The sequence below is a fragment of the Luteolibacter sp. LG18 genome (assembly GCF_036322585.1).
GTDB lineage: Bacteria > Verrucomicrobiota > Verrucomicrobiia > Verrucomicrobiales > Akkermansiaceae > Luteolibacter.
Window position 1 is genome coordinate 817,444 of record NZ_AP024600.1, and the last position, 14,451, is coordinate 831,894.

Annotated in this window: 16 protein-coding genes and 1 tRNA gene; 7 read left to right on the top strand and 10 right to left on the bottom strand. The window is 65.6% G+C overall.

Annotated features, from left to right (window positions below; genetic code table 11):
* Positions 1-52 precede the first annotated feature (52 nt).
* Both argJ and argC read right to left on the bottom strand, forming a co-directional pair.
* A complete protein-coding gene (gene argJ / locus llg_RS03320; RefSeq protein WP_338288140.1) occupies positions 53-1,306 on the bottom strand; it encodes a bifunctional glutamate N-acetyltransferase/amino-acid acetyltransferase ArgJ in 1,254 nt (417 codons plus the stop codon).
* Between the two features lie 33 nt (positions 1,307-1,339).
* The gene (argC, locus tag llg_RS03325; protein ID WP_338288141.1) at positions 1,340-2,383 is read right to left on the bottom strand and encodes an N-acetyl-gamma-glutamyl-phosphate reductase; all 1,044 of its coding nucleotides are present in this window, start codon (positions 2,381-2,383) and stop codon (positions 1,340-1,342) included.
* 78 nt (positions 2,384-2,461) lie between these two features.
* Between argC and llg_RS03330 the strand changes: the two genes are divergently transcribed.
* Positions 2,462-2,538, top strand: a tRNA-Pro gene (locus llg_RS03330).
* A 238-nt stretch (positions 2,539-2,776) separates the two neighbouring features.
* On the opposite strand, the gene llg_RS03335 is transcribed toward llg_RS03330, so the two are convergent.
* Both llg_RS03335 and llg_RS03340 read right to left on the bottom strand, forming a co-directional pair.
* Positions 2,777-3,265 (bottom strand): hypothetical protein, encoded by a 489-nt coding sequence (locus llg_RS03335; protein WP_338288142.1) that lies wholly within the window; start codon positions 3,263-3,265, stop codon positions 2,777-2,779.
* 12 nt (positions 3,266-3,277) lie between these two features.
* Positions 3,278-3,643 carry a hypothetical protein gene (locus tag llg_RS03340; RefSeq protein ID WP_338288143.1) on the bottom strand — a complete coding sequence of 122 codons (366 nt, stop codon included), beginning with the start codon at positions 3,641-3,643 and terminating at the stop codon, positions 3,278-3,280.
* Positions 3,644-3,764: 121 nt separating this feature from the next.
* Between llg_RS03340 and llg_RS03345 the strand changes: the two genes are divergently transcribed.
* Complete coding sequence (locus tag llg_RS03345) at positions 3,765-5,342, top strand: NAD(P)/FAD-dependent oxidoreductase (RefSeq protein WP_338288144.1); 1,578 nt, start codon at positions 3,765-3,767, stop codon at positions 5,340-5,342.
* A 73-nt stretch (positions 5,343-5,415) separates the two neighbouring features.
* Here the strand turns inward: llg_RS03345 and llg_RS03350 are convergent, their stop codons facing one another.
* The gene (locus tag llg_RS03350; RefSeq protein WP_338288145.1) at positions 5,416-6,453 is read right to left on the bottom strand and encodes a thioredoxin family protein; all 1,038 of its coding nucleotides are present in this window, start codon (positions 6,451-6,453) and stop codon (positions 5,416-5,418) included.
* A gap of 71 nt (positions 6,454-6,524) precedes the next feature.
* Positions 6,525-7,796 (bottom strand): valine--pyruvate transaminase, encoded by a 1,272-nt coding sequence (locus llg_RS03355; RefSeq protein WP_338288146.1) that lies wholly within the window; start codon positions 7,794-7,796, stop codon positions 6,525-6,527.
* 76 nt (positions 7,797-7,872) lie between these two features.
* Here llg_RS03355 and llg_RS03360 point away from each other — a divergent pair, with 76 nt between their 5' ends.
* Positions 7,873-8,364, top strand: a complete 492-nt coding sequence (locus llg_RS03360; RefSeq protein ID WP_338288147.1) for a redoxin domain-containing protein — start codon at positions 7,873-7,875, stop codon at positions 8,362-8,364.
* A gap of 72 nt (positions 8,365-8,436) precedes the next feature.
* Here the strand turns inward: llg_RS03360 and llg_RS03365 are convergent, their stop codons facing one another.
* Together llg_RS03365 and llg_RS03370 are read right to left on the bottom strand one after the other, a co-directional pair.
* Entirely contained in the window at positions 8,437-9,072 is a 636-nt protein-coding gene (locus tag llg_RS03365; protein WP_338288148.1) for a hypothetical protein, read from the bottom strand.
* A gap of 35 nt (positions 9,073-9,107) precedes the next feature.
* Complete coding sequence (locus llg_RS03370; RefSeq protein ID WP_338288149.1) at positions 9,108-9,968, bottom strand: NAD(P)-dependent oxidoreductase; 861 nt, start codon at positions 9,966-9,968, stop codon at positions 9,108-9,110.
* A gap of 81 nt (positions 9,969-10,049) precedes the next feature.
* Here llg_RS03370 and rfbB point away from each other — a divergent pair, with 81 nt between their 5' ends.
* Complete coding sequence (gene rfbB, locus llg_RS03375) at positions 10,050-11,009, top strand: dTDP-glucose 4,6-dehydratase (RefSeq protein ID WP_338288150.1); 960 nt, start codon at positions 10,050-10,052, stop codon at positions 11,007-11,009.
* 12 nt (positions 11,010-11,021) lie between these two features.
* Here rfbB and llg_RS03380 read toward each other — a convergent pair whose 3' ends face one another.
* Positions 11,022-11,336, bottom strand: coding sequence for a hypothetical protein (locus llg_RS03380; protein ID WP_338288151.1), 315 nt, complete (start codon positions 11,334-11,336; stop codon positions 11,022-11,024).
* Positions 11,337-11,437: 101 nt separating this feature from the next.
* Between llg_RS03380 and llg_RS03385 the strand changes: the two genes are divergently transcribed.
* From llg_RS03385 to truA, 3 genes are read left to right on the top strand one after another with little or no spacing between them, the layout of a single operon-like run.
* A complete protein-coding gene (locus tag llg_RS03385; protein WP_338288153.1) occupies positions 11,438-12,520 on the top strand; it encodes a sugar phosphate nucleotidyltransferase in 1,083 nt (360 codons plus the stop codon).
* A gap of 7 nt (positions 12,521-12,527) precedes the next feature.
* Positions 12,528-12,956, top strand: a complete 429-nt coding sequence (ruvX, locus tag llg_RS03390) for a Holliday junction resolvase RuvX (RefSeq protein WP_338288154.1) — start codon at positions 12,528-12,530, stop codon at positions 12,954-12,956.
* Positions 12,957-13,011: 55 nt separating this feature from the next.
* Positions 13,012-13,773, top strand: a complete 762-nt coding sequence (gene truA / locus llg_RS03395) for a tRNA pseudouridine(38-40) synthase TruA (protein WP_338288155.1) — start codon at positions 13,012-13,014, stop codon at positions 13,771-13,773.
* Between the two features lie 4 nt (positions 13,774-13,777).
* On the opposite strand, the gene llg_RS03400 is transcribed toward truA, so the two are convergent.
* Positions 13,778-14,362, bottom strand: coding sequence for a thioredoxin family protein (locus tag llg_RS03400; RefSeq protein ID WP_338288156.1), 585 nt, complete (start codon positions 14,360-14,362; stop codon positions 13,778-13,780).
* Positions 14,363-14,451 lie beyond the last annotated feature (89 nt).

Below are 14,451 nucleotides of genomic sequence, written 5' to 3' on the forward strand. Positions count from 1 at the left end.
AAGTGCGGGGATCGTTTGCCGGGAGACGGCGCGGATCAAGCCCGGAAGTGAATCAAACCAGCCCGTCCTTCCGCGCCTGCTTCCAGTAGGCGTATTCGGAGCGGTTGAAGTCGATGTACTCCGGCGAGAGGTCGCTGGAATACATGGTGTAGTCGGCGTCGCCCTGGTTCAGGGAGATCACGATGTTGAACTCCGGCTCGGCGACCACGGCGCGCAGCTCCTCCATCGGCGTGGTGGTCTGGAGGCCACCGAGGCAGGCCGCCTTGCCGCCGATGTGGATGTCCACCAGCTCCTCGCGGATGCGGGCGCGGGAGTAGCCGACGGCGTGGAGGATACGGCCCCAGTTCGGGTCGCCGCCGTTCCAGGAGGATTTCACCAGGGCGGACTTGCAGACCGCCTCGGCCACCTTCTTGGCGTCGAGGTAAGTGCGGGCCCCCTTCACATCCACGGTCACGAACTTGGTGACGCGCTCGCCATCGCGCACGACGGCCTTGGCGAGCTCCAGCATCACCCACTGCAGGGCGGCGCGGAACTGCTTGCACAGGGCGCTGCCGCGGCGGATGGCGGGCATCTCGCTGGCCCCGTTCGCCAGCACCAGCACGGTGTCGTTCGTGCTCATGTCACCGTCGATGGTGATGCGGTTGAAGCTGTTTTCCACGCACTCCAGCACGGACTTCCGCAGCGAGTCGCTGGGGATGTTCGCGTCGGTGGTGATGAAGCAGAGCATGGTGGCCATGCTCGGGGAAATCATGCCCGCGCCCTTCACGCAGCCGCCGATGCGGACGCGGTGGCCGCCCAGATCGAAGGCGATGGAGACCTCCTTCGGGCGCGTATCGCTGGTGATGATGGCCGCGGCGACTTCCGGACCGTTCCTCGTGCTGAGCTGCGAGACGAGTTCCTCGAACTTCGGCTCGATGCGCATCATCGGCATCGGCAGGCCGATCACGCCGGTGGAGCACACGCCGATCTCGTTGCGCTTCAGGCCGAGCGGCTTCGCCACGGCATCGCACATCGCGTTGGCATCGTGGATCCCCTGCACGCCGGTGCAGGCGTTGGCGTTGCCGGAGTTCACCACTATGGCGCGCAGGTCATCCTTGCGCAGGTGCGCCTGGCTGACCTTCACCGGAGCCGCCTTCACGCGGTTGGTGGTGAACGTGCCCGCGGAGGTGCAGGGACGCTCGGAATAGATCAAGGCCAGATCGAGGCGCTCGACGGCGGGATTCTTGATGCCGCAGGCGACCGCGGACGTGAGAAAGCCTTTCGGCGCTCCGACGCCGCCTTTGATCCGGGTGAAGGGGAAGTCCATGGCAGGATTGAACGCGCGCAAGGTGCGCAGGCCTCAGAAGTTTTGCAATCCGGCAGTCTCGTCGAGGCCGAACAAGTGGTTGAAACTCTGCACCGCCTGGCCGCCCGCGCCCTTGCCGAGGTTGTCCTCGGTGCTGAGCAGGATGATCCGGCCGGTGCGCGCGTCGTATTGCCACCCGATGTCGATGAAATTGGTGCGGGTCACGTTCTTCGTGTCCGGATAGCCGCCGCGGCCGAGCACGCGCACGAAGGCGCTGCGGGAATAGGCCGCCTCCAGGCTGCGTCCGATCGCCTCCGGATCGATGCCCGGAGCGAGCATCGCCGTGGTGGTGGTGTGGATACCCGCGTTCACCGGGATCAGGTGCGGCAGGAAAGTGATCGTGACCTTTTCGCCCGCGGCGATGGACAGCTCCTGCTCGATCTCGGAGAGGTGGCGGTGCTTCGGCAGGCCGTAGGCGCGCACGCTTTCATTGCACTCCACGAAGAGGAGCGTCAGATCCGCTTTCCGGCCCGCGCCGCTGACGCCGCTCATGGAGTTCGCGACGATGGTGGCGGGATCGATCAGTTTTTCCCGCAGCAGCGGCAGTAGCGGCAGCAGGATACTGGTGGGGTAGCAGCCCGGGGACGCGATGAGATCGGACTTCACGATCTCGTCCGCCCGCACTTCCGGCAGGCCGTAAACCGCCCGCGCGAGCAAATCCGGGGCCGGATGCTCGTGGCCGTAGAATTCCGCGTAAACCGAGGCGTCCCGGAGGCGGAAATCCGCGCTCAGGTCGATGATTTTCAGGCCGCGGCCCAGCAGGGCGCGGGCGATGTCCGCGGCCACCCCGTGGGGCAACGCCAGGAACGCCACCTCCGCGCCGGTGGCGGCGATGGCGGCCGGATCGGGCTCGATGAAGGTCAGCTCGGCGGCCGGCGCGTGGCGGAAACGCGGGAAAACAGCGTGAATCGGCTTCCCTGCCTCCTGGCGGGAGGTGGCAGCCACCAACTCCACCTGAGGGTGCACCAACAGCAAGCGCAGCAGCTCCATTCCGGTGTAGCCACTCGCTCCGACGATCGCAGTTTTGATACGTTCCATGCCCGCAGGGGCAATCGCACGATTTTCCGGGCTTGCCAATCCGGATTTCCCCTGCTTGCTTGGCGCCCCGTTGATTTACGGGCTGTAGCGCAGTCTGGTAGCGCACTTGCCTGGGGGGCAAGGGGTCGTGGGTTCGAATCCCGCCAGCCCGACCAATCACCTAGTGGTGCATTGGTTATCCCGCATCCGTTTTCCCCCAAGGATGCATTCCACTCTCCATCGAGGGCTGGTGGGTGAGAACCTACCGAGCGCAGCGAGGTGGTTCGAATGCGGCGGGAGCTTCGCGACCTTTTCAACACCCGGCGAAGCCGCTGACTGGCATGGCCGGAGCGCAGCGCAGGCAATCCCGCGGCAGACAGAATCCCGGACTTCCCTGCTTCTTCATTCGGCCCCTCACCCCAACCACCTCCCTTCCCCGGGATCAAACGAATGGATCAGATCGCTCGCCGTGATCGTCCACACCGGTCCATCCGCCCATTCGATCGTATGGGTGAATCGGCCTGCCGTCCCGTCATGGGAGAATTCATCGAAACGCCAGTCCCCGTGGATGTCCCGCCAAGCCTCCCCCATGGCCAGGCAATAAGAATACACCTTGGGATAAACCAACACGATCGTCCCGTGATGCGCAGATGCCAGTTCGATCCGGATCATCACATGGCGGACACCATCCTCATCCTTCGCCTCGCCCACCTCCAGCTTCTGCAACCACGCATCGTGAGGCCCCTCGGGCCGATTTGGATCATACCACCAATCCGAGATCGCGATCTCGTAAGCATTCCGCGGAAACAGCCCTTGGGCCGCCTCAAGCGAAGCCCTGTAGTTTTTCCAGTTTTCCAAAAAGGAGGGCAGATCCTCCCGCTGCGCTGAAAGAATGAATGGCATGAGCGGCGGCATTCACTTGCACCCCGTGCACTTCTTCAAGTGCTCCCGCAGGTCCACGGTGTAGGTCTTGTTCTTCTCGTCCGTGACCGTGATCACGTCCCCCTCCAGCTTCAGCGCGGTGATGAACACCCACTGGACGTCCTTTTCCAACAGAGGATCGACCGGGTATTGATAGACCTTCAGCACGTGCCGGACCTCCTTGCCCTTGTTGTCCGTCATCATCACCTGCCCGGCGTTCGCGGGCTGGTTCGGGGCGGAAAGGGTGTAATCTCCATAAACCACCGGCTTCACCTCGGCGGGAGCCGCGCGCTTGGCGTGGCAAACCCCGGCCGCCAGCACGGTCGTCACGATCATCCCCAAGGTCGTGTACACTCTCATCGGATTTCCGGAATCTATTCGGGATTTCATCTCCGATCCATCGTTTTCTCTGCCCCCCTTCCGGAGTTGAACCGCGGCTAACAGATGCCATGGTGCAGGCGGCTCGATTGCCGTTCGCTGCATGAAATACGACATCCTGGTTCTGGGCGGTGGGTTCGCAGGCGCGTATTGCGCGAAGGCCCTGGGCGCGAACCGCTCGCTGAAGGTCGGGCTGGTGGCGGAGCGCAACGTGCTCGTCTTCCAGCCGATGCTCGCCGAGGTCGCGGGGGCCACCCTTTCCCCGCTCGACGTCGTCCACCCGCTGCGGCACTTCTGCAAGACCGCCGACATCCTTCAGGGGAAAGTAAAGCGCATCGATTGGGCCGCGAAGAAGGTGATCGTCGATGGCGGCCGCTTCACCCGCAACCACGAGATCGAGTTCGACCAACTGGTACTGACGCTCGGCAGCGTGACCGACCTGAGCAAGGTCCCCGGCATGACCGAGTATGGCCTGCCGATGAAAAACGCGGCGGACGCGATGCGGATCCGCTCGTCCATCATCAACCGATTGGAGGAGGCGAACCTGGTGGAGGACGAGGCGGTGCGGCAGCGCCTGATCACCTTCGTGATCGTGGGCGGCGGCTACACCGGCGTGGAGACCGCCGGCCAGGTGCTGGACCTGGTGAACTCCGCGAAACAATTCTACGCGAACCTCCGGGACAAGAAGCCGCGGGTGGTGCTGATCCACAGCCGCCCGCACCTGCTGGAGGAGATCGGCCCGGATCTCGGCGACCACGCCCAACGGGTGCTGGAAAAGCGCGGCATGGAGATCATCCTGAACTCCCGCGTCAGCGAGGCCACCTCCAACCGCATCCATTACGCGGAGGGGCAATTCATCGAAACCAACACGATCATCTCCAGCATCGGCAACGCGCCGAATCCGGCGGTGATGGACCTGTGCAAACAGCTCGGCATCGAGGCGGAAAAAGGCCGGGTCGCCACGGAGCCCGGCATGCGGGTGAAGGGCCAGGACAAGCTGTGGGCGGCGGGTGACTGCGCGGCGGTGCCGTGGAACGACGACGGTGAGCTGAAAACCTCCCCTCCCACCGCCCAGCTCGCCCTGCGCCAGGGCCGCCAGCTCGGCCTGAACATCCTGCGCGCGCTGCGCGGCGAGCCGCTCCAACCCTTCACCCACCGCTATCTCGGTCAGCTCGCCACGGTGGGCGCGCACGAAGCGGTGGCGGAGATCCTCGGCTTCCGCTTCAGCGGCTTCGTGGCGTGGTGGATGTGGCGCTCCATCTACCTTTCGAAGTTGCCCGGCTTCGGCCGGAAACTGCGGGTGATGATCGACTGGACCTTCGAGTTGTTCTTCCCACGCGACCTCAGCGCGCCGCTGCCGGTGCCGGAGGACCCGATGCCCTCGGTCCACTTCGAGGTGGGCGAGAATTTCGCCGAGCGGGGCGATCCGTGCCGGGCGGTGCTGCTGGTGCGGACGGGCAAGATAATCGCCTCCGCCCCCGGCGAACCGGACCGCGAATACGGCCCCGGCAGCGTGATCGGCCAGGACGAGCGGGACGCGGCGGGCTGCTGGACCCACACGCTGGTGGCCGGGGATCGCACCGACGCCGTGCTGTTCCGCGGACGCGCCCTGGACCTGCTTCGGTCCGGCGTGCGGATCGAGGCCCTGGCTCCCGCGGCGACGCCCTCCAGCGCCTCCTGAAGGCCCGCAAAAAGAAAACGCCGTCCCGGTATCCCGGAACGGCGTTTGGAAAATCAGGAAGGATCCGCGGGGATCACTTCTTTTCGGGCTCAGCCTTTTTCTCCGGCTCCGCCTTCTTTTCGGGTTCGCCCTTCTGCGCGGGCTCCGGCTCCTCGCCGCCGTCTTCTTCCTCGTCCGCGGCGTTCGGGTTGGCCTTCATCTTCTCGAGCTGGGCCTTGAACTTGTCGATGTTCTTGCCGAGCTCGCTCTCCGGGGCCACGGCCTTGGCTTCCTCGACCGCCTTGATGGCTTCGTCGTACTTCTTCACGTGGGCGTAGATCATCGCCTTGGTGGCGAGGATCTCCTGCTTGGTCTCCCCTTCGAAGCCACCCTCCTTGAGGGTCTTATCGACGAACGCCAGCGCACCGTCGTGATCCTGCTTCTCGGCGAAGGCATTGAGGTCTTCCTCGAACTTGGCGAGCTTGGCCTTCGATTCGATTTCCTTGGTGAAACCGGTCTCGTCCTTCGGGTCGGCCGCCTTGATGTCCTTCACGACGTCGCCGTAGAAGTTGGTGACGGTGGCGTCCTCGAGATCCATCTCCTTGAGGGCGGCGACGAGCTGCTTGGCCTTCTCCACGCCTTCCGCCTTGGCGGCAGCGGCGAGAGCCTCGTCACGCTTGGCCTTCTTGGCGCGCAGGGTGTCGAGGTTGGCGACGTATTTTTCCGGGCCGCCGGCTTCGTAACCGGTCTTGGCGAACGGCTTGCCGGTGGCATCGCAGAGGATGATGGACGGGAAACCCTCGACGCCGAATTTCTCCTGGAGGCCGTCGTTCTGCTTCTTGGTCTCGGCGGAAATCTTGGCCTCGTCCTGCGGGAAATCGACTTCCACGAGCACGAACTTGTCCTTCACCCCGGCCTTGAAAGCGTCCTTGGAGAACACCTCGTCATTGAGCTTGATGCACCAGCCGCACCAGTCGGACCCGGTGAAGTCGAGAAGCAGGTCCTTCTTCTCCTCGGCGGCCTTCTTTTTCGCGGCCTCGAAGTCGCTGGTCCAGCCCTCGCCCCCGGCGAACGCGGAACCGATGCTATGGAGCGCCACGATGGCGGCGCAGGTGATGGTGTTGAATTTCATGAGCGTAGGCTGATGTGCTGGCACCGTGGATGGGGTGGTGCCGGGAGTCTAGGGGATTTTGTCCGGCCGGATCAGGAACCGGACAGGCAGGCGCGGATTTCCTCCGCGATGATTTTCAGGCCGTCCCGGACCACGGACTCGTCCATGGCGAAGCTCACGCGGATGCACTCCTCGCGGTGGCGCCAGGCCGGATCGTCGTGGCCGAAGAAGAAGTAATGGCCGGGCACCACCAGCACCTCGCGGCGCTTCAGGCGCTCGTAGAGTTCCTTCGAGGTGATCGGCAGGCCGGGGAACCAGAACCAGAGGAACAGGGCCCCCTCCGAGCGGTGGACGCGCCACGGGAAGTCATCGCCGAAAATCTCCTCCGCGGCCTTCACCGCGAGCCGGGACTTTTCCTGGTAGAACGGACGGACGATGTCGTTGGAGAGCTCCAGGATCTTCCCGGATTCCACCAGCGGCAGGACGATCTGCTGGCCGATGTTGGTGTTCGCCAAGCCGACGATGGCGCTCATCGAGCCGAGGGCGCGGATGATTTCAGGCGGCCCGATCACGATGCCGGTGCGCGTGGCGGGCAGGCCGATCTTCGAGAGGCTGAAGGTGAGGACCACGTGCTCATCCCAGAATGGCTTGGCGTCGGCGAAGAAGATGTTCGGGAAGGGCGCGCCGTAGGCGTTGTCGATGATCAGCGGGATGCCGTGCTCCTTCGCGATGCCGGAAAGGCGGGCGACCTCGGCGTCGGTGAGGACGTTGCCGGTGGGGTTGGTCGGGCGGGAGAAGCAGATCGCGGCGACGTCGTCCCCGATCTCCAGATTGTCGAAATCGACGCCGTATTTGAACTCGTGCGGGCCGGTCTCGGTGATCACCGGCGGCACGGCGCGGAACAGCTCCTCGGACGCGGATTGGTTCGCATAGCCGATGTATTCCGGCACCACCGGCAGCAGGATCTTCTTGCGGCGGCCGTCCGGCATGGCTCCGGCGAGCAGGTTGAAGAGGAAAAAGAACGCGGTCTGGCCACCGGCGGTGACGGCGACGTTTTCCGGGCCGATGTTCCAGCCGAAGGACTCGCGGAACAGTTTCGCGATGGCCTCCAGGAAATGGGGGTTGCCACGCGGGGAATCGTAGCGGGTGAGCGAGCGCTCCAGGCCACCCTCCTCCGCCATCAGCTCCTCCAGGCGCTGACGCCACACGGCATTGATCTCCGGGATGCGGGCGGGCTGGCCGCCACCGAGCATCTTGATGTTCGGGCCACCCTTGGCGAGGGCGTGGCCGAGGTCGTCCATGAGTTCCTCGATGCCGCTGCCGGTGCCGAGGTGGCGGCCGATGGTGGAGAATTCAAATGCCATGGTGGGAATGCGTTGGTTGACCGAAGGAAAGCCGCTTCTATAGTCGCCCCCGGTTCCGAACAACCCCAATACCACCATGGCACTCCAAGTCGGCGACAAAGCCCCGGATTTCACCCTCGTGACGAAAACGGCCGAAGGCCCGCAGCTCGTGAAACTCTCCGATCACATCGGCCAATCGAACATCCTGCTGCTGTTCGTGCCGATGGCCTTCACGGGCGTCTGCACCACCGAGCTGTGCGACATCACCTCCGGCCTGTCCGAATACGAGGCGCTGGACGCCAAGGTGTTCGGGATCTCCGGTGACAGCCCGTTCGCCCAGGAAGCCTGGGCCAAGCAGTCCGGCATCAACCTGCCGCTGCTGAGCGACTACGAGCACACCGTGGCCAAGGCCTACGACGTGGCCTACGAGCAGTTCCTGCCCGAGGCGAACCTGATCATGGGCGGCGTGGCGAAGCGCTCCGCCTTCGTGATCGATAAGGCTGGCGTGATCCGCTACTCCGAATCCCAGGACCACCCGAAGGATCTCCCGGACTTCAACGCGGTGAAGGAGACCCTCAAGAGCCTCTGAGCCATCCGGTTTTCCCAAGAAAAAAGCCGCGGGTGACCGCGGCTTTTTTCGTGTCTGGAAGATGGGTGGAAATCAGTTCCCGGCGGGCTTTTCCGCAGGTGCCTCAGCCGAAGGAGCAGCCTCCGCGGCGGGCTTGTGCTCGGCGGGTGCCTTGGTGTCGGCGGGAGCGGGCACGGGCACATCGGTCGGCGGAGCGGCCGGATCGATCACGGTGGGAACGGCACCGCTCGGCGGAGTCTCGCCCGGCGGGATCAGCGGGATGCTCTGGTCGATGGGCTTCACCGGGCCACCCGGCAGCGGCGGATACACCTGGACCTCTCCGGGAGCCCCCGGCAGACCGGCGACAGGAGCGGACGGATCCGTGACGAGCACGGAGGCGACATAACCCACCTCGCCGGAATCGAGTTCAACCTTGAGATATGCCCCGTCGGTGGAAATGACCTTCATCTGGGTGCCGAGTTTCAACAACTTGTCGGCATCGCCTTCACCGCGCGGGCGCTTCACGAAGAACGCGGTGTTGTCGGTCACCGCGCGGACGAACTGGCCCGGGGAAAACGACGAGCCACCCGCTTGGCCGAGGTCGTTCTTTCTCAGGGAGCCGGGAGCGGTCAAGGGGTCGAAATCGCCGCTGGTGCTGAGCGGTCGATTGAGGGTGTCGCAGGAGGCCAGGGTCAGGGCCGCGGCGACAGGCAAGAGCAGGGACTTCATTTGCGCCATCAAGTTGGCACGGCCCCCTAGGAGGGTCAACGGCATTCACGGACGTATTCCCGCAGTGCATCCTGCCACCCGCGGGGGGCCTCGCCGAGACATGCCGACAATCTGTTAGTGGCCATGGCGGTGTGGCGCGGACGGGGCGCACGGAAGGCGGTGGTGGCGTCCAGCGCGGTGGCCGCCACCGGGGGCAGGGAGGCCAAACGCCCCTGCCGGACGAGTTCATCCACGATCACCTCCGCCATGCCGTGCCAGCTCACCGGCTCGCCGGATTGGCAGGCGTGGACGATGCCCTCGGTGCCGGTTTCGATCAGTCGCTCCGTCCATGTTGCGAGGTCGCGGGTGTGGGTCGGCAGCGACCACTTGTCGGCGATGGCGGCAAGCGGCTGACCCGCCAGCGCGGCGCGGACGATGCCGTCCGTGAACGACGGCTTCTCAGGCCCGAAGACCCAGGACACGCGGACCACGCAGGTCCCGGGATGGGCGAGCACCGCCAGTTCCCCTTCCCGCTTGGTCGTGCCGTAGACCGAAAGCGGTTGAGGAACATCGTCCTCGGTTTTCAGACCCGGCGCTTCCCCGGAGAAGACGTAATCGGTGCTGAAATGGATCAGCCGGACACCGCGGCGGGTGGCCCACGCGGCCAGCTCGCCCGGAGCCTCGACGTTCAGGCGACGGGCCAGCGCGGGATCGTCCTCGCTGGCCTCCAGGCCTGTTAGGCCCGCGGGATTGAGGAACACATCGCAGTCCAGCTCCCCGAGCGCGGCCGCCATCGCAGCGGGATCGGCGAGGTCGAAGCGCGCGCGTGACAATTCAGTCACCTCGTGCCGCCCGGCGAAATGCGCCGCCAATGCCGCGCCCACCCGTCCGGTCGTGCCGGTCACCGCGATCTTCATGCGGGCAGCGAAACCGATCGCGGAATTCCGCGCCAGCCGACACTTGCCGAAGACCCGGCTTTTCCACGATACTGGCTCACCGTGCCACGTGACCTCACCCGACCGCTCGTGACCGGCGGTGCCGGATTCATCGGCTCCGCCCTCGTCCGGCTATTGCTCGCCCGCCCCGAGGTGGAGCGGGTGGTGGTGCTGGACAAGCTGACCTACGCGGGCTCGATCGGCCGGCTGCCGGAGGGCGGCAAGCACCCGCGGCTGACCTTCCTGCGCGGCGACGTGGCGGACCGAGAAACGCTGGTCCACCTGCTCGATTTCCACGGCATCACCGGCGTGCTGCACCTCGCGGCGGAGTCCCACGTCGACCGCTCGATCGAGCGACCGGACGATTTCATCGCCACCAACATCGTCGGCACCGCCTGCCTGCTCGACGTCTGCCGCCACGCGGGAATTCCGCTGCTGCATTGCTCGACGGACGAGGTTTACGGCTCGATCGAGGCACCCGGCGTGTTCACCGAGGAATCGCCACTGCGCCCATCCTCGCCCTATTCGGCGTCGAAAACCTCCGCCGACCTGCTGTGCCTGGCGGCGGCGACCACCTACGGCCAGGACGTGGTGATCACCCGCAGCTCGAACAACTACGGGCCGCGCCAGCACCCGGAGAAACTCATCCCGCGCATGATCCAGTGCGCCCTGCGCGATGAACCGCTGCCGGTCTATGGCAGCGGCCTGCAGGTGCGGGACTGGATGCACGCGGACGACCACGGCAGCGGCCTGATCGCCGCCTATCTCAAGGGCGCACCCGCCGGAGTCTACAACCTCGGCGCGCGCTGCGAGCGGACGAACCTCGACCTGGTGCGGAGCATCCTTTCGATCCTCGGCAAACCGGAATCGCTGATCCGCCATGTGACGGACCGCCCCGGGCACGACCTGCGCTATGCGGTCGATCCATCCAAGGCGGAGCACGAGCTCGGCTGGCGCGCGCGCGCGGACTTCGAGCGGGATTTCACCGCCACGGTCCACCAGCTCGCACGCGAGCTGGTGTAAGGCCCAGGCTTGTTAGAGGATGCCCTGCTCGCGCAGTTCCTCGTCCACATCCGGGTAATCGGCACCGGCATCGCGGATGCCGGCGAGGCGGCGGCGGGCACCGCGGGCGGTTTCCGGGCCGTTCACCTTGTTGGCGATGCCACCGACCAGCAACGGCACAAGGGCCGCGATGCCGAGGCCACCGAGCGCGATGGCCACGCCACGGCGCGCGTTGCGGTGCATCAGATCGCCCAGCAGCATCCCGGCGGCCGCGCCCAGGAGGCCCGGTGCCACCAAGGCGGTGGTTTCGATCCAATCACGCTGCGTGTCTGCGGAGTCGTTCGGCATGCGGATAATCTAGCAACTTGTCATCCCGCGACAACCGGAAACACGTGCCGGTCGTTTCCCGCTTCCCGATTCCACAAGCACGCCCGTAGGATACGGGCGTCATGCCGAATACCCGAGCCACCTACGCCCTGATCCTCGCCGGAGGATCCGGCACCCGCTTCTGGCCGCTGAGCCGGAATTCGCGGCCGAAACAACTTTTGCAGCTCTTCGGGGAGGACACGTTGCTCGAACAAACGATCCGCCGCCTCGAGGGGCTGGTGCCGGTCGAGAACATCCTGATCCTCACCAACTCGCAGCAGGAAGCCGGCGTCCGCGAGGTCGCCTCGATGCTGCCGCCGGAGAACATTTTCGCCGAACCCGCCAAGCGCGATACCGCCCCGGCCGTGGCCCTCGGCATCGGCCTGGTCGCCGCCCGCGACCCGGACGCCACCATGATGGTGCTGCCCGCCGACCAGCTCATCCAGGACGTGGAGGCTTACCAGGCGGTGATGCGCGACGCGATCGCCGTGGCCGAGCATTCCGACGGCCTGGTCACCATCGGCATCCGCCCGACCTGGCCGTGCCCGTCCTACGGCTACATCGAGCGCGGCGAACGCGCCTCGATCCCGACCCTCGACGTCGAGCACAAGCCGCGCGAGGTGAAGCGCTTCCGCGAAAAGCCCGCGCCGGAGCTGGCCGAGCAGTTCCTGGCCCACGGCGGTTTCTCGTGGAACGCCGGCATGTTCGTGTGGTCCCTGCCCACCGTGATCCAGCAGCTCGCCAAACACGCGCCGCAGCTCGCGGGCTTCATTTCCGAAATGCGCGGTTCCAAGGACCTCGCGGCCACCATCGCCGCCCAGTTCCCGAACCTCACGCCGATCTCGATCGACTACGCCCTGATGGAGAAGGCCGCGCGCGTCCTCAACATCGAGGCGACCTTCGATTGGGACGACGTCGGCTCCTGGCTGTCCGTGGCCGAATACCTTGAGAAGACCGGCGAGAACAACCGCGTCAACCAGCCGGTGACCGAACTCGATGCCGAGAACAACATCGTCTTCAACGCCCGCAAGGGCAGCCGGGTGGCCCTGCTGGGCGTGGACGACCTGATCGTGGTGCAGACCGAGGACGCCCTGCTCATCGCCAACCGCCACCAGGCCGACGACATCAAGAAGCTCGTGGACCTGCTGCCGAAGGAATTGCTCTGATCCGCCCGTGAGCGACTCCACCTGCCATCCCGCGCTCGGCATCGACCACGGCGACGCCCGCATCGGCATCGCCGCCACGGACGATTTCGGCATCCTCGCCCACCCGGTCGAGACCATCGACCGGGCGAAGACCGATCCGCTCGAGCGCATCCCGCAACTGGTCGCCCAGCGCCGGATCAAGACGCTGGTGGTAGGCCTGCCGGTGCGGATGGATGGCAGCGAGGGAACCTCCGCGGAAAAGGTCCGCGCCTTCGCCGCGAAACTTGCCGCGGCCTTGCCGGACCTGCCGCTGGTGTTCGTGGATGAAACGCTGACCACCTCCGCCGCCTCCGGCAAACTCCGCGAGGCCGGCCGCAAGGCGAAGCACCAGAAGGCGGTGATCGACCAGGCCGCTGCCGTGGAAATCCTCAACACCTGGATGGAGGAAAACGGTTAGCCCCGCCCCTCTTCCATTCGTCATTGGGATTTAGTCCTTAGTCATTTCTTCCACCGTGCGCCTGAAACTCACCATCGCCTACGACGGGCGTCCCTACGAGGGCTGGCAGTCCCAGGTCGGCAACAACACCGTCCAGGACCACCTCAAGGAAGCGCTGGCGCTCACCGCCAAGGAACCGGTGGCGCTGCTGGGCTCCGGCCGCACCGATGCCGGGGTGCACGCGCTCGCCCAGACCGCCCATTTCGACGCGCCGGAGCACCTGACGATGAATCCCTACAACTGGGTGCCCGCGCTGAACACCAAGCTGCCCGCGACCATCCGCGTGCTGGCCTGCGAGGAGGTGGCCGCGGATTTCCACGCCCGCTTTTCCGCCACCGCGAAGGTCTACCGCTACGACCTGTGCACCGATCCGGTGCTTTCCCCGTTCAAGGCCGGGCTGGCGTGGCATGTGCCGCGGCTGCTGGACGCGGACGTGCTCCAACAGGCGCTCCACGTGTTCACCGGTCGCCACGATTTCCAAGGCTTCGCGGCCAACCGCGGCAACGAAACCCCGGACACCGACTGGCACCGCACCATCTCCGCCGCCGAGCTGGAGGCCCGGCCGGACGGCTACCGCATCACCTGGTGCGGGGACGGCTTCATGTACAAGATGGTCCGCCTGATGACCGGAGCGGCGGTGCACACCTCGCAGGGCCGCATGCGCCTGGACGACCTGGCGAAGCTGTTGGATCAGCCGCCGGGACTGCCCTTCGGCAAGTCCCCGCTGTGCGCGCCCTCGGACGGGCTTTACCTGCAGGAAGTACGATACGGTTCGTAGGCGGTCACAGCCCCGACCAAGTCGGCTCGTTGCCGGGCTTCCACTTGATGTTGCAGCCGCTGCTCGGATAGGGCCGGATCATCGGCGGCTCGCCGGCAATCATCCGTCGCACCGCCTCACCGAGGTCACCGCCGGTCGGCTGGAGGCCGCCGCGCGGACGGGAATCATCGAACTGCCCGGCGTAGGTCAGGTTCAGATCCGCATCGAAGAGGAAGAAGTCCGGGGTGCAGGCGGCGGCATAGGCGCGGGCCACCTTTTGGTCGGCGTCGATCAGGTATGGGAAATCCCAGGCGTGGGTGGCCGCGAATTCCTTCATGTGCTCGGGGCCGTCCTGCGGGTACTTTTCGAGGTCATTGGACACGATCGCCACCGTGCCCACGCCGCGGGACTCGATCTCGCGGGCAAAATCGCCGAGGGCGTCCGCGAGATGCACTACGTAGGGACAATGGTTGCAGGCGAACACCACAAGCAAGCCATTGGCTCCCAGCACGTCATCGAGATTGGTGACGATCCCGTCGGCGGTCGGAAGCGAGAAGTGGGGCGCCCGGTCGCCGGGCTTCAGGAGGAACGTCGAGAGAACTTCAGCCATGACATACCCATAACCCCGCGCGGGGATTTTCGAAAGAGGGAATCGGTCTGTTGGGCTCGGGAAATTACGGTTGCACGCGGCGGGGAAAG